The sequence below is a fragment of the Siccirubricoccus sp. G192 genome (assembly GCF_019084075.1).
Classification (GTDB): Bacteria; Pseudomonadota; Alphaproteobacteria; order Acetobacterales; family Acetobacteraceae; genus G192.
In genome coordinates, this window is the sequence record NZ_JAHREN010000001.1 from 4524728 (window position 1) to 4549247 (window position 24520).

A 24520-nucleotide genomic window follows, 5' to 3' on the forward strand; every position below is an offset into this window, starting at 1 on the left:
GGCCCCTGCGACCCTGGCTGACTCGCGGCAGCGGCGCCCGGCTCGCGGATGGTGGGAGGGTGTTCCCGGTCATGCAGGGCCATTTCGCTGACCCATCGTTCCGCGCGGGAGGAACGCGTTGCCCCGCCAGCCCAGTGATGCGGCCCCTGCCCCGCGCCCTGCTGCTGCTCGGCCTGCTTGCGCTGGCGCCCGCCGCTGCCGCCGAGTCCCGGGCCGGGTCGCGGTCGCGCGGCCCCGATGCGGCGGCGATCGAGGCGGCGCGGCGCTTCCTCTGCCCGCATGGCGGCACGCCGGTGCGCGGGCTCCGCGGCCGTTGCCGGGGCGGGGCGGGTGGGGAGGGTATGGTGTCGGGCTGGGATGCCGGCCTGCCGCCACCGGCGCGCCGCCAAGCGCCCTGCCCCGAAGGCACCGTCGCAGTTGCCGCGCTGGCCCGGCAGGACGCGACCCGCTGCGTGCCGCGCTGATAGCGCCCCATGCAGCCCGGTATGGCCGGTCGCGTGCCGGAGCGCCGCAGCACGGGGCGGCGAGGCAGCCCGAGGGAAGAGGAAGTCCATATCGGTTCCCCTGCCCCGGCCAGCCTGCTACAGTTTTCCGGATCACGTCCTGCGGCGCAGCCGGTTGTTCATGCCGGATCATGCGAAGCTCCGATGCCAAAGTGACGCATTGGTGCTCGCGAGATTGGGATCAGAAGATCCCCTGCCGGCAACAGGAGAGAAGGACCGGCATGCGCCTGGAGTCGCGGGGTCAAGACGCGGGGTCAAGACGAGGCGGGGCGGGCCGGCCGGCGATCAGACCGATGCGGCTTGGCATCCTGCACCGCTCGACGGCCTGGCTGCTGGCCGGTGCCGTCGCCCTGCCACTGGCGATCCTCGGGGTCGGCGCCTGGCTGTCCTGGCAGGCGGCCTGGCGCGACGCCGCCACCGAATTGACCCGGACGGCCGATGCCGGGGCGGAATACGGGCTGCGCGTGCTGGCCGGCTATCGCATCGCCGCCAACCGGCTGAACGACCTGCTGCACGACCTGACGGATGCCGAGATCCGGGCGCGCGAGCCGGAACTGCACGCGGCCTTGAAGGCGCTGGTCGCCGACCTGCCGCAGGCTGGAGCGAGCCATGTGATCGACCGTGAGGGCTTCCCCCCTGGTTTCCGCCAGCGCCTTCCCGGCGCCGCACCAGCCGGTGGCCGCGGATCGCGAGTTCTTTCTGGCATTGCGGGCGGATGCCGCCCTTCCGATATATGTAAGCCAGGTACTCCAGGGCCGTCTCCGCAGCGGGCTGTTCATCGCTGTCAGCCGTCGCCGCTCGGGCACCGGCAACGGGCTGCCGCCCGGGACTTTCGATGGAATCGTGAGCCTATCGGTTCCCCCCCAACCAAGTGGCGGAGGGGCTGCGGCGCCTGCGGGCCGGCCCCCGCGATGTGCTCGCCCTGGTCCGGGAGGACGGCCACATCCTGGTCCGCAGCACCGGCCAGGACCGGCCCCTGCCGCGCGTCCGGGATGGCACGCCCTTCCACATGGCCGTCGCCGAGGGCCTGCGGGATACGGTCTTCACCAGCACTTCGGCGGTGAATGGCCAACCGCAGCTCACCGCCATCCGCCGGATCGAGGGCTTCCCGATCTATGCCTCCGCGAACCGGCCGCGCAGTGCCATCCTGGCCCATTGGCGCGCGGCAGTGCTGACCCAGGTGGCAATCGGCGTGCCGGCGACCCTGGCGCTGCTCGGCCTGGCGCTGCTGGTCCGGCGCGGCCAGCGGCAGCTTCTGGCGGCCAATTCCACGCTGGAGGCGCGCGTGACCGAACGCACCGCCGAATTGGAGGAGCTCTACGAGGCGCTGGACCTGGCACCAAGCCTGGTGGTCGATCTCAAGGGCATCATCCGCTATTGGTCGGCCGGCTGCGAAAGGCTCTATGGCTACAGCCGGGCCGAGGCCCATGGCCAATGGGCCTCCGACCTGCTGCACACCGAATACCCACCCGGCGGCCGGGAAGCCGCCCTGGAGGCGCTGCGCCGCGACGGCGAATGGTATGGCGAACTGCGGCAGCGGCGGCGCGACGGCGCACCGATGATCGTTGCCTGCCATTGGATCCTGCGCAACGACCCGGCGACCGGCGCACCCCTGGCGATCGTCAGCACCCGCGCCGACCTGACGCCGCTGCGCGAGACCGAACGCGCCCTGCATGAAAGCGAGGCGCGGCTCCGCCGGGCGCAGGAAGCGAGCGGGGTGATCGGCTTCGAGGTCGGGCCGGAGGGCATGGTGGCGGCGAGCGATGCCTTCCTGGCCTTGTTCGGCCTGCCGCCCGGCATGCGCCTGGATGTCGCCCGGCTGCTGCCCCGCATCCATCCGGAGGACCACGCGATGCTGCGCGCCGGTCATGCCCGGCTGGCGCGGGAGGGTGGCAGCTTCGGCGGCGAATTCCGGGTGGTCTGGCCGGACGGCACGCTGCACTGGCTGCTGCTGCGCGGCGAGGCCGAGGCGGATCCGGCGCGCGACCGGCCGCGCCGCATCGCCGGCGTCGCCCTCGACATCACCGAGCGCCGCCTGGCCGAGGCGGCCCTGGCGGAGAGCGAGGAGCGCCTGCGCCTGGCCCAGCAGGCCGCCGGGATCGGCATCTATGACTACGACTTCCTGACCGGCGACATCACCTGGGATGCCAGGCTGCGCGCCCTCTGGGCGGTGCCCGAAAACATGCCGATCACCAACCGGCTGTTCATCGAGGGGCTGCACCCGGAGGACCGGCCGCTGCGGCGGGAGGCGGTGCGGCGAGCCATGGACCCGCAGGGCACCGGCCTCTACCGCGTGGAGTACCGCATCATCGGCCTCGGCGACGGGGTGGAGCGCTGGGTGGCGGCCACCGGCCAGGTGCGCTTTGCCGGGAACCGCCCGGTGCGGCTGGTCGGCACCGTGCACGACATTACCGAACGCAAGCGGACCGAGCAGCGGAATGCCCTGCTGATGCGGGAGGTGGACCACCGCGCCAAGAATGCGCTGGCCGTGGTGCAGGCGGCGCTGCGCCTGACCCGTGCCGACAACCCGGCGGAATTCGTCCGCAGCGTGGAGGGCCGGGTCGCGGCCCTGGCCCGGGCGCAGACCGTGCTGGCGCAGCGCCGCTGGGAGGGGGCAGAGCTTCGCGCCCTGGTCGAAGGTGAACTGGCCCCCTTCCTGGACGAGGCGCATCCGGGCGGCCCCCGCATCCAGCTCTCCGGCCCGCCGGTCACGGTCGGCGCCCGCGCCGCCCAGCCGCTCTGCATGGCGCTGCACGAGCTGGCCACCAATGCGGTGAAATACGGCGCCCTGTCGGTGCCGGAGGGCATGCTGGCGGTGACCTGGCGGCTTGATCCGGCGGAGCGGATGCTGCACCTGGTCTGGCGCGAGAGCGGCGGCCCGGACCTTGCCGCGCCGCCCGCCCGGCGCGGCTTCGGCTCCCGCGTCATCGAGCAGACGTTGCAACTGCAGCTTGGCGGCACGCTGTCCCGCCGCTGGCTGCCGGGGGGGCTTGGTCTGCGAGATGGCGGTGCCGCTCGGCCATGACAGGCAGCCAGAGGAGCCGGCTCTCGATGGCCAGCCGCCGGAGAACGCCGCCGCGGCCTGAGGCCGGGCAGCAGGCGCCCTACCGGATCAAGCCGCCCGTCGGGCTCGAGGGATCGGCGACATATTGGCGCGGCATCCGCCCGGCCCGCCAGGCGAGCCGCCCGGCCTCCACCGCCGCCTTCATCGCCCGCGCCATCAGCACGGGGTCCCGGGCATGGGCGATGGCGCTGTTCATCAGCACCGCGTCGCAGCCGAGTTCCATGGCGATGGCGGCGTCGCTGGCGGTGCCGACCCCGGCATCCACCAGCACCGGCACCTTCGCGTTCTCGATGATGGCGCGGAGCATCACCGGGTTCTGGATGCCGAGCCCCGAGCCGATCGGCGCACCGAGCGGCATGATCGCGACACAGCCCATCTCCTCCAGCCGCTTCGCGGCGATCGGGTCGTCGCTGCAATAGACCATGACCTGGAAGCCGTCCCGCAGCAGCGCCTCGGCCGCCTCGAAGGTGGCGCGCATGTCGGGGTAGAGGAAGGGCGGCGGGCCCAGTACCTCCAGCTTCACCAGGTTCCAGCCGCCGGCCTCCCGGGCCAGGCGGAGCGTGCGGACCGCGTCCTGGGCGGTGAAGCAGCCGGCGGTATTGGGCAGATAGGTATAGCGCCTGGGGTCCACATGGTCCTGGAGCATCGGCGCCCCCGGGTCCGACAGGTTCACCCGGCGCACCGCAACGGTGACGATCTCCGCCCCGCTGGCCTCGATTGCCCGTCCCGTCTCCTCCAGGTCCTTGTAGCGCCCGGTGCCGACGATCAGGCGGGAGCGGAAGCGGCGGCCGGCGACCTCCCAGCTATCCTCCAGCGCCGCATCGCCCGGCGCCCCGCTGCCGGGCGCCGTTGTCTGGATGCCGTCCATGCCTAGCCTCCGCCGATGAAATGCACGATCTCCAGCCGGTCGCCGGCCGCGAGCGCGGTGGCGGCATAGGTGGAGCGGGGGACGATCTCAAGGTTGCGCTCGACCGCCACCTTGCGCGTATCGAGCCCGATCCGCGCCAGCAGGTCGGCCACCGTGGCCGGCGCCGGAACCTCCCGCGCCTCGCCATTCACCATGATCGGAATCATCGGTCCCATGGGGGGGGAATGTGGCGAAGCGGGCGCCATGGGGCAAGGTGGGGGCCACGCCGTTGCGGATCGCTTGCGGCGCCAAAAGCCGCCGTGCTAGGCGCGGCGGGCGCTGCCAGGAACGGATACCGCCGTGACCCCGCCCCTCATTGCCGTGCTGAACGGACCCAATATCAACCTGCTCGGCATCCGCGAGCCGGAGAAATACGGCACCGCCACCCTCGACGACCTGGAGGCGCTCTGCGCCGAGGCGGCGGAGGATCTGGGCCTGGCCATCGATTTCCGCCAGACGAATGGCGAGGGCGAGTTGATCACCTGGGTGCAGGAATGCCGCGGCCGGGCCGCCGGCATCATCATCAACCCGGCCGGCTATACCACCACCTCGATCGGCCTGATGGATGCGCTTCTCGCGGTGGACCTGCCGGTCATCGAGGTCCATATCACCAATATCCATCGCCGGGAGGCCTTCCGGCACGATAGCTACGTCTCCAAGGCCGCCACCGGCGTCATTGCGGGGCTCGGCGTCCAGGGCTATGCGCTGGCGCTGCAGGCGATGGCCGACCTGGTCGCACCGGAAGGCGCGGATGACCGGGACCTCGACTCCGATCGCGACAGTTGAACGGCAGGACAGAATGAGCGGCGGCATCCAGTTCGACCCCGAGGCGATTCGCGCGCTGGCGCAGATCCTGAAGGACACCGACCTCACGGAAATCGAACTGGTGGAGAAGGACAGCCGCATCCGGGTGGCCCGCACCCCGCCGGCCGCCGCGGCGGCGCCGGCCGTCTCCATGGCCTGGCCCCAGGCGATGATGGGCGGCGTGATGCCGAACGGCATGTCCGCGGGGGCGCTGCCGGCGGGCATGCCCGCCGCCCCGGCGGCGGCGGCGGAGGCGGCGCCCGCCGAGGTGCCGGATGCCAAGCATCCCGGCCTCATCGCCTCGCCGATGGTCGGCGTGGCCTATCTGGCGCCGGAACCCGGCGCCGCGCCCTTCGTGACGGTCGGCGCCAAGGTGGTGCAGGGCCAGACCCTGCTGCTGATCGAGGCGATGAAGACCTTCAACCAGATCAAGGCGCCGCGCGCCGGCACCGTCACCCGTATCCTGGTCGAGCCGGGCACGCCGGTGGAATACGGCGAACCGCTGATGATCGTGGAATAGCCGGCAGCCATGGTCGGCCCCAAATTCGGCAAGGTCCTGATCGCCAATCGCGGCGAGATCGCGCTGCGCATCCACCGTGCCTGCCAGGAAATGGGCATCAGGACGGTCGCGGTGCATTCCACCGCCGATGCCTCCGCCATGCATGTCCGGCTGGCGGATGAGAGCGTCTGCATCGGCCCGCCCGCGGCGCGGGACAGCTACCTGAACGTCACCGCCATCCTCTCCGCCGCCGCCATCACCGGGGCGGATGCGGTGCATCCCGGCTATGGCTTCCTCTCCGAGAACGCCGATTTCGCGGAAATGGTGGAGGCGCATGGCCTGGCCTTCATCGGCCCCTCGCCCGCGCATATCCGCATGATGGGCGACAAGATCGCCGCCAAGGACGCGATGCGCCGGCTCGGCGTGCCGCTGGTGCCCGGCAGCCCCGGCGCGCTCGCCTCGCTGGAGGAGGCGCGGAGCGTCGCGGCGGAAGTGAAATACCCCGTGCTCATCAAGGCGGCGGCGGGCGGCGGCGGCCGCGGCATGAAGGTCGCGCATTCCGAGGCCGAGATCGAGGAGGCCTGGCGCGTCGCCCGCACCGAGGCCAAGGCCGCCTTCGGCAATGACAGCGTCTACCTGGAGAAATACCTCGACCGGCCGCGCCATATCGAATTGCAGGTGCTGGCGGATTCGCACGGCAATGTCGTGCATTTCGGCGAGCGCGACTGCTCGCTGCAACGCCGCCACCAGAAGCTGGTGGAGGAGGCCGGCTCGCCGGTGCTGGACGCCGCCGCGCGCGACGCGCTGGGCGCCAATGTCACGCAGGCATTGCGCGAGCTGGGCTACCGCAATGCCGGCACGCTGGAATTCCTCTGGCAGGACGACCAGTTCGCCTTCATCGAAATGAATACCCGCCTCCAGGTGGAGCATCCCGTCACGGAGATGGTCTGCGGCATCGACCTGGTGAAGGAACAGCTCCGCATCGCCGCGGGCGAGCGGCTTGGCTATGGCCAGCAGGATATCCGCTTCCACGGCCATGCCATCGAATGCCGCATCACCGCCGAGGACCCGGATACCTTCGCCCCCTCCCCCGGCCGCATCGGCACCTATCACGCGCCGGGCGGGCTTGGCGTGCGGGTCGATTCGGCACTCTACAGCGGCTATGCCGTGCCGCCGCATTACGACAGCCTGGTGGCCAAGCTGGTCGTGCATGGCGCCAATCGGGCCGAGGCCATCGCCCGGCTGCGGCGCAGCCTGGACGAGATGGTGGTGGACGGCATCAAGACCACGCTGCCGCTGCACCGCGCCATCGTCGAGGACCCGGAATTCCAGCGCGGCGACTATACCATCCATTGGCTGGAACGCTTCGTCGCGCGGCGGAGCGGCGCGGCGTATTCCCGGGCGGGCAACAGGATCGTGCCGCTCGCCGCCGGCGCTGAGGCAGGGCATACTCGGCCGGTGAGTCGCCGCCATATCGACATCACGCCCGAGCTGATGCTGCGGGCCTATCGGGCCGGGCTGTTTCCGATGGCGGAAAGCCGCCGCGGCAACCGGCTCTATTGGCTCGACCCGGAGCGGCGCGGGGTGATCCCGCTGGATCACGGCTTCCACCTGCCGCGCCGGCTGCTGCGGACCGCCCTCGCCGGCCCCTATCGCGTCACCGCCGATGCCGATTCCAGCGCGTCATCGCCGGCTGCGCCGCGCCGACGCCGGAGCGGCAGGATACCTGGATCAATCCGGAGATCGAGTTCCTGTTCCTGGCGCTGCACCAGCAGGGCCATGCCCATTCGGTCGAGGTCTGGCAGGATGCGGCGCTGGTGGGTGGGCTCTATGGCGTGGTGCTGGGCGGCGCCTTCTTCGGCGAGAGCATGTTCAGCCGCGCCCGCGACGCCTCCAAGCTCGCCCTGGTGCATCTGGTGGCGCGGCTCCGGCTCGGCGGCTTCACCCTGCTGGACGCGCAATTCCTGACCGAGCACCTCGCGCAATTCGGGGCCCGGGAAATCCCCCGCGCCGACTACAAGCGCCGCCTCGCCGCGGCCATGGCCGCCGAGGCGCATTGGCTGCCGGCCCCGGACCCGGCGGCGCTTCTGGCGGAAATCCGCGCGCTGCGCCCCGCCGGCGGCGAGGCGGCGTGAGCGAGGCCGAGGCCACCGCCCCCGCCGCCCGGCCGCGCCGCACCCAGTCCGGCGCCGCCACCGCGGATGTGGTGCATTCCGCCCATGCCGGCGGCAATGCGGCGCTGTTCCCGCAGATCCTGGCGCTGCATGTGCCGGATGGCGCGGTGGTGGCGGATGTCACCTTCGGCGGCGGCGTCTTCTGGCAGCAGGTGCCGCCCGGCCGCTACCGGCTGCTGCCGAGCGACCTCGCCACCGGCACCGATTGCCGCGCCCTGCCCCATGCCGATGGCGCGATCGACGCCCTGGTGCTCGACCCGCCCTATATGGAGGGGCTGCTGCGCGGCAAGGCCGAGACCCGCGGCGGCCAGGGCAGCCATGCGGCGCTGCGCGGCTATTATTCCAGCGGCCAGGAGGGCAAGCCGGCCGGCCGCTGGCACCAGGCGGTGCTGGACCTCTACCTGGATGCGGCGGCGGAGGCGCGGCGGGTGCTGCGCGACCATGGCATCCTCATCGTCAAATGCCAGGACGAGGTCAGCGCCAACCGCCAGGAGCTGACCCATGTGCAGATCATCACCGGCCTGGCCGGGCTCGGCTTCTATGCCCGCGACCTCTTCGTGCTGGTGCGGGCCAACCGGCCGGGTGTGGCGCGGCTGCTGAAGCAGGTGCATGCGCGGAAGAACCACAGCTACTTCCTGGTGTTCCAGAAGGTGCCGGAGGGCCAGCCGGTGGCCCGCTACCGCACCCGCGCGCTGCCGCCGCGCCCCGCGGCCCTGGCGGCAGGGGCGGATCGGGCCTAGAAGCGCGCCCTGCCGCCCCTGGAGCGTCCATGTCCGACCTGATCTCGCTGCCCAAGGACCGCATCCGCATCCTGCTGCTGGAAGGCATCTCCGACAGCGCGGTGGCGCTGCTGGGCGCCGCCGGCTACGGCAATGTCACGCGGGTGCCGAAGGCGTTGGAGGGCGCGGCGCTGGCCGAGGCGCTGGCCGGGGTGCATATCCTCGGCATCCGCTCCCGCACCCAGCTCGATGCCGCGGCGCTGGCGGCGGCGGACCGGCTGATGGCGGTGGGCTGCTTCTGCATCGGCACCAACCAGGTGGATCTGGACGCCGCCAGGGGGCAGGGCATCCCGGTCTTCAACGCCCCCTTCAGCAATACCCGCAGCGTGGCGGAACTGACCATGGGCGAGATCGTCATGCTGCTGCGCAGCATCCCGGACAAGTCGCGCTCGGCGCATCAGGGCGGCTGGGAGAAATCGGCCGAGGGCAGCTACGAGGTGCGCGGCCGCACCCTCGGCCTCGTCGGCTACGGCAATATCGGCAGCCAGCTCTCCGTGCTGGCGGAAGCCTTCGGCATGCGGGTGATCTATTTCGACCACACCACCAAGCTGCCGCATGGCAATGCCCGCCCCTGCGCCACCCTCGGCGAATTGCTGGCGGAGGCCGATGTGGTCAGCCTGCATGTGCCGGAGACGCCGGAGACCATCGGCATGATCGGCGCCGCCGAGATCGCCGCCATGAAGCCCGGCGCGCTGCTCATCAACAATGCCCGCGGCACGCTGCTCGACCTCGGCGCCATGGCGGCGGCGCTGCGCGCCGGGCACCTGGCGGGTGGCGCGGTGGATGTCTTCCCGGTGGAACCGGCCCGCAATGGCGAACGCTTCGAGAGCCCGCTGCAGGGCCTCCGCAACGTCATCCTGACGCCGCATATCGGCGGTAGCACGGCGGAGGCGCAGTCGCGCATCGGCCAGGAGGTGGCGCGCAAGCTGGTCGACTACAGCGACATCGGCGCCACCTTCGGCGCGGTGGGCTTCCCCCAGGTGCAATTGCCGGCGCGGCCCACCGGCACCCGCTGGATGCACCTGCACCGCGACGCGCCCGGCCTGCTCTCCCGCATCAACGAGGCTTTCGGGCGACGTGGCCTGAACATCGCGGCGCAGCACTACCAGGCCCATGCCGAGCTTGGCTATGTCGTGGTGGACAGCGTCGGCGGCCGGGCCGAGGCGCAGTCGATCCTGGCCGAGCTACGCGCCCTGCCGGGAACGGTCCGCGCCCGGCTGATCTATGAGCGGGGATAGACGTTGAACCGCGCCGCACTTGATCTGGATCATGGCCGGCGGCGTCCCCAGGTGGGTTAACTGTTCTTTACCTGCCGGCCGGCGCCACGCCGCCCGGCATCGCCAGACGGAGGATGCCATGCAGGCCCGCGACCTGATGTCCACCAACCTCGTCGTCGTGCCGCCGGAAACCCCGGTGGACGCGGTGGCGGAACTGCTGGCCTCGCGCGGCATCTCGGCCGTGCCGGTGCTGGATGCCGGCGGCAAGCCGCTCGGCATCGTCACCGAGGGCGACCTGATCCGCCGCCTGGCCGACCAGCCGCCCGGCCCGCTCGGCTGGTTCCTGAACCTGTTCCGCAACCCGAAGCCGCTGATCCAGCGTTTCGCCAAGGCGCATGGCGCCACCGCACGGGACGTGATGACGGCCGAGCTGGTGAGCGTGGACGAGGAGGCCACGGCCGAGCAGATCTCCCATCTGATGGAGAAGCACGGCATCCGCCGCGTGCTGGTGGTGCGCGAGGGCAGGATGGTCGGGCTGGTCAGCCGCGCCGACCTGCTGCGCGCCATCCTGCGGCCGGAGGCCCCGGCCGCGGCGCTGCAGGACGACCGCGAGATCCTGCGCGCGGTGATCGGTGCCATGCGCGAACAGCCCTGGACCGATACCTTCTGGATCTATCCGAATGTGCAGCAGGGCGTGGTGACGCTCTACGGCTTCGCCCGCTCGGACGCGATGCGCGAGGGGCTGCGGGTGCTGGTGCAGGGAATTCCGGGCGTGAAGGCGGTGGAGGACCACATGGACCCGATGCCGCTGGTGGTCCGCGCCATGCTGTAACGGGGTGGATGGGGCGGCGGGCTCTCCCGCCGCCCCGCGCCGTCACCCCGCCGCGGGAAGCTCCTCCTCGTCGTCCTGCTCGACGTGCTGCGAAACGAAGCCGACCTGGCTCTGCATGATGACCAGGATGCCGGTGACCATTCCGGCGAAGGCCATCAGGTCGCCCCAGGTACTGGAATGCCCGACATTCCAGCGCAGGAATCCCGTAACCGCCGTGATTACGGCGAAGACTGCGATCCAGAGCCACAGATTGTCCCTGATATGACTGCCTGCCGCCCGGTAAGCTCGCAATGCCATTGAGTACGCTCCGCTCGAATTGGTGTCCCGACGGAGCCACTAACACCACGCGGCCGGGCCGGGTTCAACCCGCCGCGTCGCCCACCCCGTCGCCCCTGGACTGCTTGCGCTACGGTGGATTGCGTTCATTCCTGAACGCCAATCCGCCGTAGCTCTTTGTTTGCAGAGCAGATTCACGCTCCCGGACGTTCACGTCCTTCCGCGATCTGCTCTAGCGGATCGGCGGCGCGTACATCAGCCCGCCCCGGGTCCAGAGATCGTTCAGCCCGCGCGGCAGGCCGATCGGGCTGCCGCGGCCGAGGTTGCGCTCGAAGATCTCGCCGTAATTCCCGGCCGCCTTGATGGCGTTGTAGGCCCAGCGCCGGTCGAGTCCCATCAGCGGGCCATGGTCGCCGGAAAGCCCCAGCAGCCGGCGGATCTCCGGGTTCTGGCTGTTCAGGTGGCTGTCGATATTGGCGCTGGTGATGCCGAGTTCCTCCGCCGTGATCAGGGCGAAGAAGGTCCAGCGGATGATGTCGAACCACTGGTCGTCGCCGTGGCGCACCACCGGCGCATGCGGCTCCTTGCTGATGATGTCCGGCAGGATGACGTGCTCCTCCGGGTGGGGGAAGGAGGCACGCAGCCCGGCAAGCTGGCTGGCATCGGTGGAATAGGCGTCGCAGCGGCCATTGAAGTAGCTGCGCCTGGCCTCGTCATTCTGTTCGAAGACCACCGGGTTGTAGTGGATGTTGTTGGTCCGGGCCCAGTCCGACAGGTTCAGCTCGTTGGTGCTGCCGGCCACCACGCAGATGGAGGCGCCCTCCAGCTCGGTGGCCTTGGTCACGTTCAGCGATTTCCGCAGCATGAAGCCCTGGCCGTCGAAGAAGCTGATGGCGGTGAAGTTCAGCCCGTTCGCGGTGTCCCGCCCCTGGGTCCAGGTGACGGTGCGGATCAGCACGTCGATCTGGCCGGATTGCAGCGCCGGCAGCCGCGCCTGGGTGGTGAGCGGCACCCAGCGGATCTTCGTGCGGTCGCCCAGCACGGCACCCGCCACGGCGCGGCAGAGGTCGGAATCGATGCCACGATACTCGCCCCGGCTGTCCGGCAGGCTGAATCCGGCGGCGCCGGTGGAGGTGCCGCAGACCAGGATGTCGCGCTGCAGCACCGCGGCCAGCGTCGGCCCCGGCGCCTGGGCCTGCGCCGATGCAGCCGAGGACCATCCAAGGGACCAGGATACGCCGAGGCACGCGGCGAGGACCGCGGTGACCAGAACCCGTTTCATGCACTTCTTCTCCCAGTGCGGCGTGACCATCTGCGGCCTGGCCTGCGCCATGGTGGCGCGCTACTGGCATGCGGTTCAACCCCGGCGCCGGAGAGATGCGGATGCGACTGGCGCTTCTGGCCCTTGGTCTGGTCCTGCTCATTGGCGGCGCCACCGCCGCGGAACTCGCCGGACCCGGCTGGCGGATCGATCCCGGCGACAGGCTGCGCCCGGCCGGGGTGGTGAATGGCTGGACCCTGCTGCGCGATACGCACGCGCCGGCCGAGGCGGAGGATTACGGGCTGCTGCTGCTGCGGGTGCAGCGCCCGGTGCCACCGGCTGCGCGGGCCGGGCATCTCGGCGCCACGCTCCGGCACCTCCGCCCCTTCCGCTTCGGCGCGCTGCCGAAGGCCGAGCGCATCCGCCATGGCGGCCTGCCCGCCGCAGTGCTGGAAACCTCGGGCTTCAGTGCCGGCACCGGCGCGGCGCTGATGGTGCGGGCCATGGCAGTCTATGCGCCGGAGCGCAGCTTCCTGCTCATCGCCGCCGCGCCCAGTGCGGAGTGGCCGGCGCTGCGCGAAGCCCTGGTGCGGGCGCTCGCCTCTTCCCATCCCACGGGCGGGCGGCGGTGATCCAGATTGCTGCCATTAGGTGAGGCGGCACCTTTGCCTGATTTCAGGAACATCGTCTGCACTCATCCTAACCCAGCCAGTCGGAAGACCGCGTAGGAGAACTACGTAGCCCATCGCATCTCTCCTGGTTACGTTAGCCCTAGCGCTTACGTTAGTTGTAACGATTCTTCCGGCCGTTTAAGAGTTCCCCAGCTACGTTTGCGCAGGAGAGCCAGCGATGCCTGATCGGTCGAGCCTTTACGACGATTCTGACCGTGTGAGGTTAACCCCGCTCGGACAGAGCAACCCAAAGATGCCTGGGTCGGCTGCTCACAAGAGGTTCTCCCTGTATCGAGATGGCGACACCATCAGGCAATGTCTCGAGCGCGGGGTCCGAAGGGACGACGTGCTTTGGGACTTGCGGCACAAATTCATCATTCTCGAAGCGAACCGCTAGAGCGCTCCCTGCAAGTCAAGGCGAACGGAAAACGCTTCAGCAGACCTCCGCCCGGAACACCTGGCTCGGCGCCACGAATTCCTCCTGCGCCGCTACGGTCAGGATCTCCCGCGATCCCGCCGCCACGGTCTGCCGCAGCAGCCCATGCACCGAGGAGGCGGCGGCCGAGAGCGCCGCCGCCGCCTCGCCCGAACGCAGCCGGTGGAACAGGAACAGCGCGGCGATGGCATCACCGGCGCCATTGACGGAGATCGGCAGCAGCGGCGTCCGCAGCCGCCAGAAGCGCCCGCCCTCGGCCGCCAGCAGCTCGATGGCATCCGCCGGCGTGTCCTCGATGCGGAGCGAGGTCAGCAGAACGCAGCGCGGGCCGCGCGCCTGCACCCCGGCGACCGCCGCCTTGGCCGCCGCCAGGGTGGTGATCGGGGCGCCGGTCAGCCATTCCAGCTCGAACTGGTTGGGCGTGGTGATGTCGGAGGCGGGCAGCGCCCGGTCGCGGAAGAATTCGGGAATGCCGGGGCGGACGAAGATGCCGCGCCCGACATCGCCGATCACCGGGTCGCAGCACCAGAGCGCGGCCGGATTGGCCACCTTCACCCGGCCAACGGCATCGAGGATCGCCTCGCCGATCCCGGCATCGCCCATATAGCCCGAGAGCACCGCGTCGCAGCGCCCCAGCACGCCGCGTTCGGCGATGCCGGTGACGCAATCGCGGATCAGCGCCTCCGAGAACACCTGGCCACGCCAGGCGCCATAGCCGGTGTGGTTGGAGAATTGCACGGTATTGACCGCCCAGACCTCGGCGCCCAGCCGCTGCAAGGGGAAGACTGCGCTGGCATTGCCGACATGGCCATAGGCCACCCAGGACTGGATCGACAGGATATTCATCAGCTTCTCCGCGCGCCGGGCGTCATGCCGCCTCGCCGGCCACCCAGCCGCTCGACCAGGCCCATTGGAAATTATAGCCGCCGAGCCAGCCCGTCACATCCACCGCCTCGCCGATGACAAACAGGCCCGGCACCGAATGCGCCTGCATGGTGCGGGAGGAGAGCGCGGCGGTATCCACGCCGCCCAGCGTCACCTCCGCCTTGGCATAGCCCTCCGAGCCGCTGGGCCGCAGCCGCCAGCCCTTGAGCAGGGCGGCCAGGCGGTGCAGCGCGCGGTCCGGCAGGCCGCCGATCGGCTGTTGCGCCGGCAACTGCGTCTCGGCCAGGCTCTGCGCCAGGCGCTGCGGCAGGAGTTCGGCCAGGATGGTCCTCGGCTCCGCCCTGGGCCGGCTGCGCTTGCGGTCGAGCAGGAAGCCGGCGGCATCCGTGCCGGGCAGCAGGTCGAGCAGGATCTCCTGCCCCTCCCGCCAATAGGAGGAGATCTGCAGGATCGCCGGGCCGGAGAGGCCGCGATGGGTGAAGAGCATCGCCTCGCGGAAGGCGCGGCGGCCGCAGCTTGCCACGACTTCCAGCGCCACGCCGCTCAAGGGCTGCATCAGCGCCAGGTCAGCGCCGCCGAAGGTCAGCGGCACCAGGCCGGGGCGCGGCTCGGCCAGCGGCAGGGCGAAGCGGCGCGCCACATCATGCGCGAAGCCGGTGGCGCCCATCTTCGGGATGGAGAGCCCGCCGGTGGCCAGCACCAGCGCCTCGGCGGTGACATCGCCCGTCTCCGTCGCCAGGCGGAAACGCTCGGCGCGGCTAATGTCGCCGATGCGCTGGCCCAGCCGCAGCTCGACGCCGACCGCCGCGCATTCCTCCAGCAGCATGGCCAGGATGGCGCGGGCCGAGCCGTCGCAGAACAACTGGCCCAGCGTCTTTTCATGCCAGGCGATGCGGTGCCGCTGCACCAGGGCGATGAAGTCGTGCTGCGTGTAGCGCGCCAGCGCCGACTTGCAGAAATGCGGATTGGCGGAGATGAACCGGTCCGGCGCGCAATGCAGGTTGGTGAAATTGCACCGCCCGCCGCCCGAGATCAGGATCTTCTTCCCCGCCGACTCCGCATGGTCGAGCAGCAGCACCCGCCGCCCGCGCCGGCCCGCGCTGATGGCGCAGAGCAACCCGGCGGCGCCGGCGCCGATGATCGCGACATCGAATTGCCCGGTGCGGTCGCCGGCCACGGCTACTCCAGGCGGGCGCCGGAGACGCGGATGATGGCGCCGAGCCGCTCCGTATCCTCGGCCTGCAGGCTGGCCAGCGCCTGCGGCGTGCCGGGGCGGACCTCGAACCCCGCCTCCTCCAGCCGCGCCCGCAGTTCGGGCTGCGCCAGGATGCGCGTGACCTCGGCATTCAGCCGCGCGATCGCGGCGGGCGGCGAGCCGGCGCGGGCATAGAGCCCGGCCCAGATCGAGCTTTCCAACCCAGGCAGGCCAAGTTCCGCCGTGGTCGGCACATCAGGCAGCAGCGCCAGCCGCCGCGGGCTCATTGCCGCCAGCGCCGTGACCCGGCCGGCGCGCAACTGGCCCAGCACATCCGCCACCGAGGGGAACATCAATTGGGTCTGCCCGGCGATCAGGTCGTTCAGCGCCGGCCCCTGGCCGCGATAGGGCACATGCACCAGGGTCACGCCGATGGCGCGGGCGAATTGCTCGCCCGCCAGATGCGTCGGCGAGCCCTGGCCGGAGGAGCCATAGGTGGCCGGCTCCCGCCGTGCCTTGAGCCCGGCCACCAGCGCGGCGAATTTCCGCTCCGCCGGCCAGTCCGCCACCACCACCGCCTGCGGGTAGTTGGTCACCAGGGTGATGGGCGCGAAATCCCGCACGGGGTCATAGGGCAGCCTGGCAAAAAGCGAGACATTCGCCGCCTGGGTGCCGTTGCTGCCGAGCAGCAGGCTATGTGCATCCGGGGCCGCTCGCGCCACTTCCGCCGCGCCGATGGTGCCGCCGGCACCGGGCCGGTTCTCCACCACCACGGGCTGGCCGAGGGCAGGCGCCAGGCGCTCGGCGATGAGCCGCGCCTGCACGTCGAAACTGCCGCCTGCCGGGAAGGGCACGACGATCCGCACGGGATGGTCCGGCGCCCAGTTGGATGCCTGGGCATTCGCGGGGAAGGCGCCCAGCAGCGGTGCGGCGAGGATCAGGCGGCGCGGAAGGCGTGTCATCGCTTGGCTTGCTCCCGAAGGAAGGGCAGGACGTGCCGGTCGAACAATTCCGGTTCGGTGCGGGACAGGGCATGCCCCCCCCTGCGGCACGAAGACCGCCTCGGCGCCGGGGATCAGCCGGGCCATCTCCTCGGAGAAATAGCGCGGCGTCAGGATATCGTCATCGGCGCAGAGGATGCGCACCGGAATGGCGATGCGGCCGTAATCGGCGCGGCGGTCGAAGGCCAGGATCGCCTCCAGCCGGCTGCCCTGCACCGCGGGTTCGCCGAGCGCGGCGGCGGCGGCGGCCTCCTCCGCCTCCAGCCGCTCGGCATGGGCGTTGATCCAATAGGGCGGATAGAGCAGCAGGGAGGTGTAGCGCGCATAGGCCGTGGGTCCGCCGAGATCGAGCAGCAGCCGGCGCAGCGCGAAGACGCGACGGCGATAGGCATCGCCGCAGGTGGTGCTGGCATAAACGACCAAGGATGCCAGCCGCCCCGGATGGTCCAGCGCGATGGCCAGGCCGATCGCCCCGCCGGTGGAATGCCCGAGGCAATGCGCCCGCGCGATGCCGGCATGGTCGAGGATGGCGACGACATCCCCGGCCATCTGCTCCACCGAGGCGACCGGGACGCGGGAGGACCGCCCGGTGCCGCGCTGGTCGAAGCTGAGGACGGTGAACTCCCTGGCGTAACGCGGGATCTGCCCCGCCCACCAACTGGCCGCGCCGCCCAGCCCGGCGGCGAGCACCAGTGCTGGTCCCTCCCCCCTGCACATCGTAATGCAGGTCGCACCCATCCCGCCGCACCACTGGCATGCTGCCGCAACCCTCCTGGCCAGTCCTGACGCCATCCCTTTTGCTGCCTTCCCGGCGAATACGGAAGGGGATTCCGCGCGGTCTCGTTGACAGGGCTGGATGACGGGCCGAGCATTCCGGCAAGCAGGCCAGCGCGGGAGGATGCCATGCGGAACAGCCGGATCGAGGTGCTGCCGGTCGCGGGCGCGGTCGGCGCCGAGATCGCCGGCGTGCATCTGGCCGAGCCGCCGGATGATGGCACGATCGCGGAGATCCGCGCCGCACTGAATGCGCATGGCGTGATCTTCTTCCGCGACCAGGAGCTTGATGTGGAGGCGCACAAGGCCCTGGCCCGCCGCTTCGGCGAGATCTTCATCCACCCGAATTTCAAGGGCTCCGGCGCCGACCCCGAGATCGTGGTGATCCGGCGCGAACCCGGCGATTCCTCCGTGGTGGGCGAGGAATGGCATGCCGATACCACCATGTGCGCGGCGCCGCCGATGGGCGCCATCCTCTATGGCGTCGAGGTTCCGCCCTATGGCGGCGATACCCTCTTCGCCAGCCAGGGCGCTGCCTATGACGCGCTGTCCGATGGGATGAAGCGGATGCTGGAAGGGCTGCGCGCCGTGCATTCCGACCGCAAGGTGGCCGGGCCGCAGGCTGCGCTGAACGCGAAACGCGCCACCAAGGTGCGCGAGGATGCGGAGTGGCGGGAGACCATCAGCCTGCATCCGGTGATCCGCACCCATCCGGAAACCGGGCGGAAGATGCTGTTCGTCAACCACTCCTACACGGTGGGGTTCGAGGGCATGACGGAGGCGGAAAGCAGGCGGCTGCTGGACTTCCTGCTGGCGCATGGCCACCGCCCGGAATTCACCTGCCGCTTCCGCTGGAGCACCGGCGCCATCGCCTTCTGGGACAATCGCGCCGTGAAGCATATCGCGCTCAACGACACCGGCCCGCATCGCCGCATCATGCGGCGCGTGCAGATCGCCGGGGAGGCGCCGTTCTAGTCTGCCTGCCGCACCGCCCCGCCTTGCAGCAGCGCGGCGATCTCCGCCTCGCCATAGCCGGCCTCGGCCAGGATCGCCTCGCTCTGTTCGCCGAGCCGCGGCGCCGGGGCGCGCTCGCCGGTCGGCGTGCCGGAGAAGCGGAGCGGCACGGCCATGCGCGTAAGCCTGCCCTCGCTCGGATGCTCCTCGGTGTCGAAGAAGCCGGTGGCCTGGAGATGTACATCCTCGAAGATGGATTCCAGGTCATGCACCGGCGTCACCGGCAGGTCGGCCTCGGCCAGCAGCTTCAGCCATTCCGCGGTGGTCCGCTCCCGGAAGATTTCGGACAGCATGGCCAGGATCTCGTCGATATGCTCGGTGCGCGTCGCATGGCTGGCGAAGCGCGGGTCGGTGGCGACCAGGTCCTGCCAGCCCACGGCAGCGCAGAAGCTGCGCCATTGCCGGTCGTTGTAGATCATGGTGCAGACATGCCCGTCGCGGGTCCGGTAGGGCCGGCGATCGGGCGAGAGCAGTCTGCCATAGCCGCCCGCATCCAGCGGCGGGTCGAAGACCTTGCCGCCGAGATGGTCGCCGAGCACGAAGGTCAACATCGTCTCGAACATCGGCACCTCGACGAGCTGCCCCTCGCCGCCACGCTCGCGCGCCAGCAGCGCCGCGTTGATGGCACCAACCGCGGCCAGGCCGGTGATGCGGTCCACCATGGCCAGCGGCACATAGCCCGGCCTGCCGTCGCCCACGCGCGCATTCAGCGCGGCCACCGTCGTCGCCCCCTGCATCAGGTCGTCATAGGCGGGGCGGGGCGCATAGGGGCCGTCCTGGCCATAGCCGAGCACGCTGGCATAGACCAGGCGCGGGTTCTCCGCCCGCAGCGCCGGATAGTCCAGGCCGAGCCGCGCCATGGCCTGGGGCCGGATATTGGTCACCAGCACATCGGCATTGCGGGCCAGGCGCAGCAGCACCTGCCGCGCCTCCGGCCGCTTCAGGTCCAGCACGATGCTGCGCTTGCCGCGGTTGACGGTGAGGAACATGCAGCCCATGCCCGGGCTGCGGCCAGGGCCGATGAGGCGCACCACATCGCCCTCCGGCGCCTCCACCTTCGTCACCTCGGCGCCCATCTCGGCGAGCACCTGGGTGCAATAGGGCCCGACCAGCACGGTGGTGAGGTCGAGCACCCTTATTCCGGCCAGCGGTCCCGGCATGTCAGCGCAATCCCTGTCGGCAATGCCAAGCCCATATCGTCCTGACTGTGGTCAGGGCGATATGAGCCTGGCCTTTGTTGAGCCAGCGATTCACGCCCTGGGTGTTTCCACCCGGGACGACCGCAGGCTAGCCCAGCCCGTACACCGCCCGCGCATTCCCGGCAAAGATCGCCCGCCGCTCCGCCTCGCTCATCTGGAACTTGAAGGCATAGCGCGGGTCGTCGGAATCCCAGTGCGGGTAGTCCGTGGCGAACAGCAAGCGGTCCCAGCCGATCCAGTCGATGAGCTTGCGCAGGTGCTCCGGCTGTTCCGGCTCCTCCACCGGCTGGGTGGTGAACCAGAAATTCGATTTCAGGTATTCGGAGGGCTTGCGGCGGAGATGCGGCACCTCCGATTTCAGGTTCTTCCAGGTGCCGTCCATCCGCCAGCCAAGCTGCGGCACCCAGCCGAAACCACCCTCGATCACCACGATCTTCAGGCGCGGGAAACGCTCGACCACGCCTTCCAGGATGAAGCTGGCGCACATGGCGGCCAGGCTCATCCCCACCGCCTGGTGTTCCTCGAAATAGAAGGAGGGCCAGCCGCCGCCCGTCACCGCATGGCCTGAGGTGCCGAGGCTGTGCAGGCCGAGCGGCAGGCCGTGATGCTCCGCCGCCTCGTAGATCGGCCAGTAGCGCTGGCGGCCGAGCGGCTCCAGCGCCCGCGTCACCATGGCGATCTGCACGAAGTCGCCCTGCCCGGCCCAGCGCTCGATCTCCCGCACCGAGGCCGCGGCATCCTCGCCGGGGATGGCGATGGTGGCCTTGAGGCGCGGCTCGCGCGCGGTCCAGTCCTCGCGCAGCCATTCGTTCACCGCGCGGCTCACCGCCTCGGCATAGCCCGGGTTGCGCTCATCCATGCCGCGCGCCGCCAGCGGCTGCAGCATGCCGTACTCGATGCCATGCGGGTCGAGGTGCTGGCTCCGCATGAAATCGAGGTCGCTGCCCGGCGGCCCGCCATTGGGCGGCCAGGAATCGTAGCGGGAGAGCGCCGGCGTCGCCTTCGGATAGGGATAGGTGGTGGTGAAGGGCTGGCGCAGCCGCAGCCCATATTCGCGGCGATGCTGCCGCCAGCGCTCCGGCAGCCAGCGGTCCAGCTCGGCCATGGAGCGCAGCGCCGGATGAATGTCGCAATCGATGACCCGCAGCCGGTCGCGGGCGGACGTATCGGCTTTCGGAAGGGTGGTCGCGCTCATTGCAGGCTCTCCCTCAGGCGCGGATAGGTGGCCAGCGCATTCTCCCGCAGCACGCGCGGATGCAGTCGGGCGGGCAGGCCGGGCGGCAGCGCATCGGTGCCGTCGAAACGCCAATGCGGCCAATCCGTCGCAAAGAGCAGCAGGTCGTCGCAGCCGATCATCTCCAGCAGCGCCTCCAGCTCCGCCGGATCCTCCGGCGCGTCGCCGGGCTGGACGGAGATGCGGACATGCTCGCGGAAGATCGCTGCCGGGCTGCGGTCCACCCAGGGGATCTCCTTCCGCATGGCGCGCCACATCTTCACGCCGCGCCAGAGGAAATTCGGCACCCAGCCGAAGCCGCTCTCCAGCAGCACCACGCGCAGGCCCGGGTACTTGGTGAAGACCCCCTCGCCGATCATGGAGAGCAACTGGCTCTGGAAGGTCTGGGCGAAGGTGACGTGGTCCTCGATGAGGTAGGTGGGCCAGCCCAGCGCGGTGGGTGCGTGCCGCCCGGCGCTGCCGGCATGGATGGCGATGGGCATGCCGTGCCGCTCCGCCGCCGCATAGATCGGCCAGTTCACCCTGCGGCCGAACAGAGTCTCGGCCGCGCCGAAGAGCAGCACCTGCACGAAGCGGCGGTCGCCGGCACGGCGCTCGATCTCCTCCACCGCGAGGTCCGGAGCCTCCACCGGCACCAGGATGCCGGCGCGGAGCCGCGGCTCGCGGTCAAGCCATTCCGCCGCCATCCAGTCATTGGCGGCGCGGCAGAGCGCCGCCGCCATATCCGCATTGTGCAGCGCCGGCGCGCCGAACAGCGGGTTGCAGATGGCGATGCCGGTGCCGAAGGGCTCCAGCGCCTGCGCCCGCAGCGCCTCCAGCGTGCCGCCGGCGAGGCCCTTCTCCGGCCGCCAGTCCGGCCGCGCGGTGAGTGGCGCGCCGCGCGGATAGAGGGCGAGGTCGAGGTCGTCCAGGCCGCGGCCGGTGATGACCTCCCGCCAATGCGGCTCCAGATAGGGCAGCAGCGCCTGGCAGCCAGGCAAAGCGGGGTGCAGGTCGCAGTCGATCGGCGCCAGGTCGAAGGGGGCCACGCATCCTCCTTGCGCCCGCGACGCGGCCGCGGGCACCTGTTTTGCCGCAAGCCTGCGCGCCGGGCCGCGCCCGGTCAACCCGCAGCGCCGGGCGGCCCAGGGCAATCGGGTGAATGCGGGGTGGCCTTTCCCCTTGCTGGTGGGAGTGGTTCGTGGGGTGCCTCTGGTGGGGGGCACGTCATGGTTGGGGATGGTGGGTCGCTGGTGGAGCGGTTTGCGGCGCTGTCGGACCCGCGGCAGGTGGCGAAGGTGCTGTATCCCTTGCCGGAAATCCTGCTGTTGCTGCTCTGCGCGACGCTGGCCGGGGCGGACGACTTTGTCGAGGCCGAGGTCTGGGGCAATCAGAACCTTGGCTTCCTGCGCCGGTTCCTGCCCTTCGCCCATGGCATCCCGAGCCATGACACGCTGGGAGCGCTAGTGGCCCGGCTGGACCCCGAAATGTTCAGGGACTGCTTCACCGCCTGGGTCGCCGGGCTGCGCGCCACGGCCCCGGACCTGGGCGGGCCGGAGGTGATTGCCATCGACGGCAAAACCGCACGGCGCAGCCACGCCCGGGGCAAGGGGCGCGAGCCGTTGCACCTGCTCTCGGCCTGGGCCAGCGGGCGGCGGCTGGTGCTGGGGCAGGAGGTGGTGGACGGCAAGTCAAACGAGATCACCGCCATCCCGGCGCTGCTGGAGCGGCTGGAACTGGCCGGTGCCCTGGTCACGATCGACGCCATCGGGACCCAGCGGGCCATCGCCGAGGCCATCCAGGCACGCGGTGGCAACTACCTGCTGGCGCTCAAGGCCAACCGGCCACTCACCCATGCCGAGGTCGCCGCCTTCTTTGCCGCCCCACCTCCGGGGATGCCGGTGCAGACCCACCAGACCGCCGATGGCGAGCACGGCCGCATCGAGGTCCGGCGCCACAGCGTCTGCCATGTCGTGGACTGGCTGTTCTCCGACCGCCGCTACCCCGACGAGCCCGCCTTCCCGGCCCTCGCCATGATCGGCATGGTCGAGAGCGAAACCGAACGGAACGGCCGGGTCGAGCGCGAGCGCCGCTGCTACCTCGGCTCAGCCAGGCTGGATGCCGAGACCTTCGCCCGCGCGGTGCGGGCGCATTGGGGCATCGAGAACCGGCTGCATTGGACACTCGACGTCGTCTTCCGCGACGACCTCGCCCGCCTGCGTTCCGGCTACGGGCCGGAGAACATGGCCGTGGTCAAGCATATGGCGCTCAACCTGCTGCACCAGGCCAGGCCAACCACCAGCCTCAAGAACCGTCGCAAGCTCGCCGGCTGGAGCACCGACTACCTCCAGCAACTCCTCCGCGGCACCGCGTAACAAACTCACCCGATTGCCCTGAGGGGCGGCCGGAATTCCGCTTGACGCCGCCCCCGCCCTTCCGGCCCGATCAGCACAAGCGCCGCCAGGGCGCGCCCGAGGAAGGTTCGAGGAGGCTTGGCCAGACATGCCGCAGCGGATCACCCGCCGGGCCGCGCTCGCGGCCCCGCTCGCCCTCGCAGCGCCGCGACTATTGCGCGCGCAGGAGAGCTATCCCAACCGCCCGCTCCGCTTGGTGCTGCCCTTCGGCCCCGGCGGCGTCTCGGACACCCTGGCGCGGCTGATCGCCGAGCAGGCGCGGCAAGCCCTCGGCCAGACAGTGGTGCTGGACCCGCGGCCGGGCTCCAACGGCGTCATCGCCACCGAGCATGTCGCGCGCTCGGCCAGGGATGGCTACACGATCGGCTACATGGCCTATGGCTCCATGGTGACGGGGCCGGCGCTGGGCCAGCCGCTGAACTACCGGATGGAGGATTTCCAGCTCATCACCGCCATCTTCCGCGCTGCCCAGGTGCTGGCGGTGGCGCGCAACCTGCCGGTGCGCGACGTGGCGGAGCTGGTGGCGTTGTCGAAGCAGCGGCCGCTGGCCTATGGCACGGTGGGCCGCGGCGGGCCCGGGCATATCCTGATGGAAATGCTGGCGGGCGAGACCGGCGGCCGCTTCGAGAACGCGGTCTACCGCACCGAGGCGACGGTGGTGCAGGACATGATCGGCGGCGCCATCCCCGTCTTCATGGGCAGCCTGCTGCCGGTGCTGCAGCAGCACCTGGCGGGCGAGGTGCGCATCCTGGCGCTCACCTCGCCACAGCGGATCGAGGTGCTGCCCGGCGTGCCGACGGTGCGGGAGCTTGGGCTGCCGGGGATGGAGTTCATGTATTGCCACGGCCTGGCAGTGCCGGCCGGCACGCCGCGGATGATCGTGGACCGGCTGCACCGGGTATTCAGCGCGGCCATCATGAGCGAGCCGGTGCGGGCGCGGATGACGCCGGACATGGTGCCGGACATCACCAGCCCGGAGGTCTTCACCGAGAATATCCAGCGCGAGACGGCGGCGCTGGCGGCGGTCATCAAGGCCCGGGGGGATTACGGCGGGCTGATGCGGCGGCGCAGGGCGCCGCCATCGGCTGGAGCGGAGGGCGGGCCGCTACTCGCCGGCCCTTCCCCAGGCCTGCCCGCGCGGCGTCGCGCAGGTGCAGGCATCGCCAAGCTGCGCCGGTTGGACCAATGGGCAGGAAACCGACCCTGCGTGGCACTGCTGCGCCGCGGCCGGCGGCGCATAGGCATAGGGCGTATAGGCGGGCGGCGGGGCCGGCGGATAATAATAGGCCGGCGGCGGGTAGTAGTAGTAGGCCGGTGGAGGATAGTACGGGTAAGCCGGATAGGCCGGATAGGGTGAGATCAGCGGAAACCCGAAGCCGAAGCCGAAGGCAACGCGCGCGGC

22 protein-coding genes and 2 pseudogenes are annotated in these 24520 nt (G+C 70.6%); 13 read left to right on the forward strand and 11 right to left on the reverse strand.

Going from position 1 to position 24520, the window contains the following annotated elements; genetic code table 11:
* Window positions 1-137 precede the first annotated feature (137 nt).
* Complete coding sequence (locus KSF81_RS21855) at window positions 138-464, forward strand: hypothetical protein (protein ID WP_217380753.1); 327 nt, start codon at window positions 138-140, stop codon at window positions 462-464.
* A gap of 293 nt (window positions 465-757) precedes the next feature.
* Here the strand turns inward: KSF81_RS21855 and KSF81_RS21860 are convergent, their stop codons facing one another.
* Entirely contained in the window at window positions 758-1282 is a 525-nt protein-coding gene (locus KSF81_RS21860; protein WP_217380754.1) for a hypothetical protein, read from the reverse strand.
* Between the two features lie 92 nt (window positions 1283-1374).
* On the opposite strand from KSF81_RS21860, the gene KSF81_RS21865 reads away from it, so the two are divergent.
* The gene (locus KSF81_RS21865; RefSeq protein WP_217380755.1) at window positions 1375-3528 is read left to right on the forward strand and encodes a PAS domain-containing protein; all 2154 of its coding nucleotides are present in this window, start codon (window positions 1375-1377) and stop codon (window positions 3526-3528) included.
* Between the two features lie 79 nt (window positions 3529-3607).
* Here the strand turns inward: KSF81_RS21865 and KSF81_RS21870 are convergent, their stop codons facing one another.
* Together KSF81_RS21870 and thiS are read right to left on the reverse strand one after the other, a co-directional pair.
* Window positions 3608-4435, reverse strand: a complete 828-nt coding sequence (locus KSF81_RS21870) for a thiazole synthase (RefSeq protein ID WP_217380756.1) — start codon at window positions 4433-4435, stop codon at window positions 3608-3610.
* 2 nt (window positions 4436-4437) lie between these two features.
* Window positions 4438-4641: a sulfur carrier protein ThiS gene (thiS, locus tag KSF81_RS21875; RefSeq protein ID WP_217380757.1), complete on the reverse strand. Its 204-nt coding sequence runs from the start codon at window positions 4639-4641 to the stop codon at window positions 4438-4440.
* A gap of 133 nt (window positions 4642-4774) precedes the next feature.
* On the opposite strand from thiS, the gene aroQ reads away from it, so the two are divergent.
* The 7 genes and pseudogenes from aroQ (at window position 4775) to KSF81_RS21910 (ending at window position 10779) form a co-directional block, all read left to right on the forward strand.
* Window positions 4775-5260 (forward strand): type II 3-dehydroquinate dehydratase, encoded by a 486-nt coding sequence (aroQ, locus tag KSF81_RS21880; protein WP_217380758.1) that lies wholly within the window; start codon window positions 4775-4777, stop codon window positions 5258-5260.
* A 13-nt stretch (window positions 5261-5273) separates the two neighbouring features.
* Window positions 5274-5798 (forward strand): acetyl-CoA carboxylase biotin carboxyl carrier protein, encoded by a 525-nt coding sequence (gene accB / locus KSF81_RS21885; RefSeq protein WP_217380759.1) that lies wholly within the window; start codon window positions 5274-5276, stop codon window positions 5796-5798.
* Between the two features lie 9 nt (window positions 5799-5807).
* Window positions 5808-7157, forward strand: a pseudogene (gene accC, locus KSF81_RS21890) (acetyl-CoA carboxylase biotin carboxylase subunit); the annotation flags it as partial.
* A gap of 78 nt (window positions 7158-7235) precedes the next feature.
* Window positions 7236-7912 (forward strand): annotated as a pseudogene (aat, locus tag KSF81_RS21895) (leucyl/phenylalanyl-tRNA--protein transferase).
* The gene (locus KSF81_RS21900; protein ID WP_217380760.1) at window positions 7909-8691 is read left to right on the forward strand and encodes a hypothetical protein; all 783 of its coding nucleotides are present in this window, start codon (window positions 7909-7911) and stop codon (window positions 8689-8691) included. The pseudogene aat and the gene KSF81_RS21900 overlap by 4 nt, the downstream one beginning before the upstream one ends.
* Before the next feature lie 29 nt (window positions 8692-8720).
* The gene (gene serA, locus KSF81_RS21905; RefSeq protein WP_217380761.1) at window positions 8721-9968 is read left to right on the forward strand and encodes a phosphoglycerate dehydrogenase; all 1248 of its coding nucleotides are present in this window, start codon (window positions 8721-8723) and stop codon (window positions 9966-9968) included.
* Window positions 9969-10086: 118 nt separating this feature from the next.
* Complete coding sequence (locus tag KSF81_RS21910; protein ID WP_217380762.1) at window positions 10087-10779, forward strand: CBS domain-containing protein; 693 nt, start codon at window positions 10087-10089, stop codon at window positions 10777-10779.
* 42 nt (window positions 10780-10821) lie between these two features.
* On the opposite strand, the gene KSF81_RS21915 is transcribed toward KSF81_RS21910, so the two are convergent.
* Window positions 10822-11076 (reverse strand): hypothetical protein, encoded by a 255-nt coding sequence (locus tag KSF81_RS21915; protein WP_217380763.1) that lies wholly within the window; start codon window positions 11074-11076, stop codon window positions 10822-10824.
* A 211-nt stretch (window positions 11077-11287) separates the two neighbouring features.
* Window positions 11288-12337: an amino acid ABC transporter substrate-binding protein gene (locus KSF81_RS21920; RefSeq protein WP_217380764.1), complete on the reverse strand. Its 1050-nt coding sequence runs from the start codon at window positions 12335-12337 to the stop codon at window positions 11288-11290.
* Window positions 12338-12438: 101 nt separating this feature from the next.
* Here KSF81_RS21920 and KSF81_RS21925 point away from each other — a divergent pair, with 101 nt between their 5' ends.
* Complete coding sequence (locus KSF81_RS21925; protein ID WP_217380765.1) at window positions 12439-12948, forward strand: hypothetical protein; 510 nt, start codon at window positions 12439-12441, stop codon at window positions 12946-12948.
* Window positions 12949-13420: 472 nt separating this feature from the next.
* Here KSF81_RS21925 and pdxY read toward each other — a convergent pair whose 3' ends face one another.
* The 3 genes from pdxY to KSF81_RS21940 are packed head-to-tail and all read right to left on the reverse strand — an operon-like array spanning window position 13421 to window position 17194.
* Complete coding sequence (gene pdxY / locus KSF81_RS21930) at window positions 13421-14269, reverse strand: pyridoxal kinase PdxY (protein WP_217380766.1); 849 nt, start codon at window positions 14267-14269, stop codon at window positions 13421-13423.
* A gap of 22 nt (window positions 14270-14291) precedes the next feature.
* Window positions 14292-15485, reverse strand: coding sequence for an NAD(P)/FAD-dependent oxidoreductase (locus tag KSF81_RS21935; RefSeq protein WP_217380767.1), 1194 nt, complete (start codon window positions 15483-15485; stop codon window positions 14292-14294).
* A 2-nt stretch (window positions 15486-15487) separates the two neighbouring features.
* Entirely contained in the window at window positions 15488-17194 is a 1707-nt protein-coding gene (locus tag KSF81_RS21940) for a tripartite tricarboxylate transporter substrate-binding protein (protein WP_217380768.1), read from the reverse strand.
* 213 nt (window positions 17195-17407) lie between these two features.
* Here KSF81_RS21940 and KSF81_RS21945 point away from each other — a divergent pair, with 213 nt between their 5' ends.
* Window positions 17408-18253 carry a TauD/TfdA family dioxygenase gene (locus KSF81_RS21945; RefSeq protein ID WP_217380769.1) on the forward strand — a complete coding sequence of 282 codons (846 nt, stop codon included), beginning with the start codon at window positions 17408-17410 and terminating at the stop codon, window positions 18251-18253.
* On the opposite strand, the gene KSF81_RS21950 is transcribed toward KSF81_RS21945, so the two are convergent.
* From KSF81_RS21950 to KSF81_RS21960, 3 genes are all read right to left on the reverse strand, one after another.
* Window positions 18250-19452: a CaiB/BaiF CoA-transferase family protein gene (locus KSF81_RS21950; RefSeq protein WP_217380770.1), complete on the reverse strand. Its 1203-nt coding sequence runs from the start codon at window positions 19450-19452 to the stop codon at window positions 18250-18252. The two genes, KSF81_RS21945 and KSF81_RS21950, sit on opposite strands and share 4 nt — an antisense overlap.
* A gap of 127 nt (window positions 19453-19579) precedes the next feature.
* Window positions 19580-20686 (reverse strand): amidohydrolase family protein, encoded by a 1107-nt coding sequence (locus KSF81_RS21955; protein ID WP_217380771.1) that lies wholly within the window; start codon window positions 20684-20686, stop codon window positions 19580-19582.
* A complete protein-coding gene (locus KSF81_RS21960; RefSeq protein ID WP_217380772.1) occupies window positions 20683-21753 on the reverse strand; it encodes an amidohydrolase family protein in 1071 nt (356 codons plus the stop codon). The genes KSF81_RS21955 and KSF81_RS21960 overlap by 4 nt, the downstream gene beginning before the upstream one ends.
* A gap of 180 nt (window positions 21754-21933) precedes the next feature.
* On the opposite strand from KSF81_RS21960, the gene KSF81_RS21965 reads away from it, so the two are divergent.
* Both KSF81_RS21965 and KSF81_RS21970 read left to right on the forward strand, forming a co-directional pair.
* On the forward strand, window positions 21934-23079 hold the full coding sequence (locus tag KSF81_RS21965; protein WP_217380773.1) for an ISAs1 family transposase: 1146 nt from the start codon (window positions 21934-21936) through the stop codon (window positions 23077-23079).
* A 127-nt stretch (window positions 23080-23206) separates the two neighbouring features.
* The gene (locus KSF81_RS21970; protein WP_217380774.1) at window positions 23207-24475 is read left to right on the forward strand and encodes a tripartite tricarboxylate transporter substrate binding protein; all 1269 of its coding nucleotides are present in this window, start codon (window positions 23207-23209) and stop codon (window positions 24473-24475) included.
* Window positions 24476-24520 lie beyond the last annotated feature (45 nt).

Excerpts from the sequence above, each read along its gene's own strand:
- KSF81_RS21925 (WP_217380765.1), top strand. The coding sequence starts at position 12,439 with ATGCGACTGGCGCTTCTGGCCCTTGGTCTGGTCCTGCTCATTGGCGGC.
- KSF81_RS21855 (WP_217380753.1), top strand. The coding sequence starts at position 138 with ATGCGGCCCCTGCCCCGCGCCCTGCTGCTGCTCGGCCTGCTTGCGCTG.
- KSF81_RS21870 (WP_217380756.1), bottom strand. The coding sequence starts at position 4,435 with ATGGACGGCATCCAGACAACGGCGCCCGGCAGCGGGGCGCCGGGCGAT.
- KSF81_RS21910 (WP_217380762.1), top strand. The coding sequence starts at position 10,087 with ATGCAGGCCCGCGACCTGATGTCCACCAACCTCGTCGTCGTGCCGCCG.
- KSF81_RS21970 (WP_217380774.1), top strand. The coding sequence starts at position 23,207 with ATGCCGCAGCGGATCACCCGCCGGGCCGCGCTCGCGGCCCCGCTCGCC.
- KSF81_RS21945 (WP_217380769.1), top strand. The coding sequence starts at position 17,408 with ATGCGGAACAGCCGGATCGAGGTGCTGCCGGTCGCGGGCGCGGTCGGC.
- KSF81_RS21965 (WP_217380773.1), top strand. The coding sequence starts at position 21,934 with ATGGTTGGGGATGGTGGGTCGCTGGTGGAGCGGTTTGCGGCGCTGTCG.
- KSF81_RS21860 (WP_217380754.1), bottom strand. The coding sequence starts at position 1,282 with ATGAACAGCCCGCTGCGGAGACGGCCCTGGAGTACCTGGCTTACATAT.
- KSF81_RS21920 (WP_217380764.1), bottom strand. The coding sequence starts at position 12,337 with ATGAAACGGGTTCTGGTCACCGCGGTCCTCGCCGCGTGCCTCGGCGTA.
- accB (WP_217380759.1), top strand. The coding sequence starts at position 5,274 with ATGAGCGGCGGCATCCAGTTCGACCCCGAGGCGATTCGCGCGCTGGCG.
- pdxY (WP_217380766.1), bottom strand. The coding sequence starts at position 14,269 with ATGAATATCCTGTCGATCCAGTCCTGGGTGGCCTATGGCCATGTCGGC.
- KSF81_RS21915 (WP_217380763.1), bottom strand. The coding sequence starts at position 11,076 with ATGGCATTGCGAGCTTACCGGGCGGCAGGCAGTCATATCAGGGACAAT.
- KSF81_RS21955 (WP_217380771.1), bottom strand. The coding sequence starts at position 20,686 with ATGAGCGCGACCACCCTTCCGAAAGCCGATACGTCCGCCCGCGACCGG.
- KSF81_RS21950 (WP_217380770.1), bottom strand. The coding sequence starts at position 19,452 with ATGCCGGGACCGCTGGCCGGAATAAGGGTGCTCGACCTCACCACCGTG.
- thiS (WP_217380757.1), bottom strand. The coding sequence starts at position 4,641 with ATGATTCCGATCATGGTGAATGGCGAGGCGCGGGAGGTTCCGGCGCCG.
- serA (WP_217380761.1), top strand. The coding sequence starts at position 8,721 with ATGTCCGACCTGATCTCGCTGCCCAAGGACCGCATCCGCATCCTGCTG.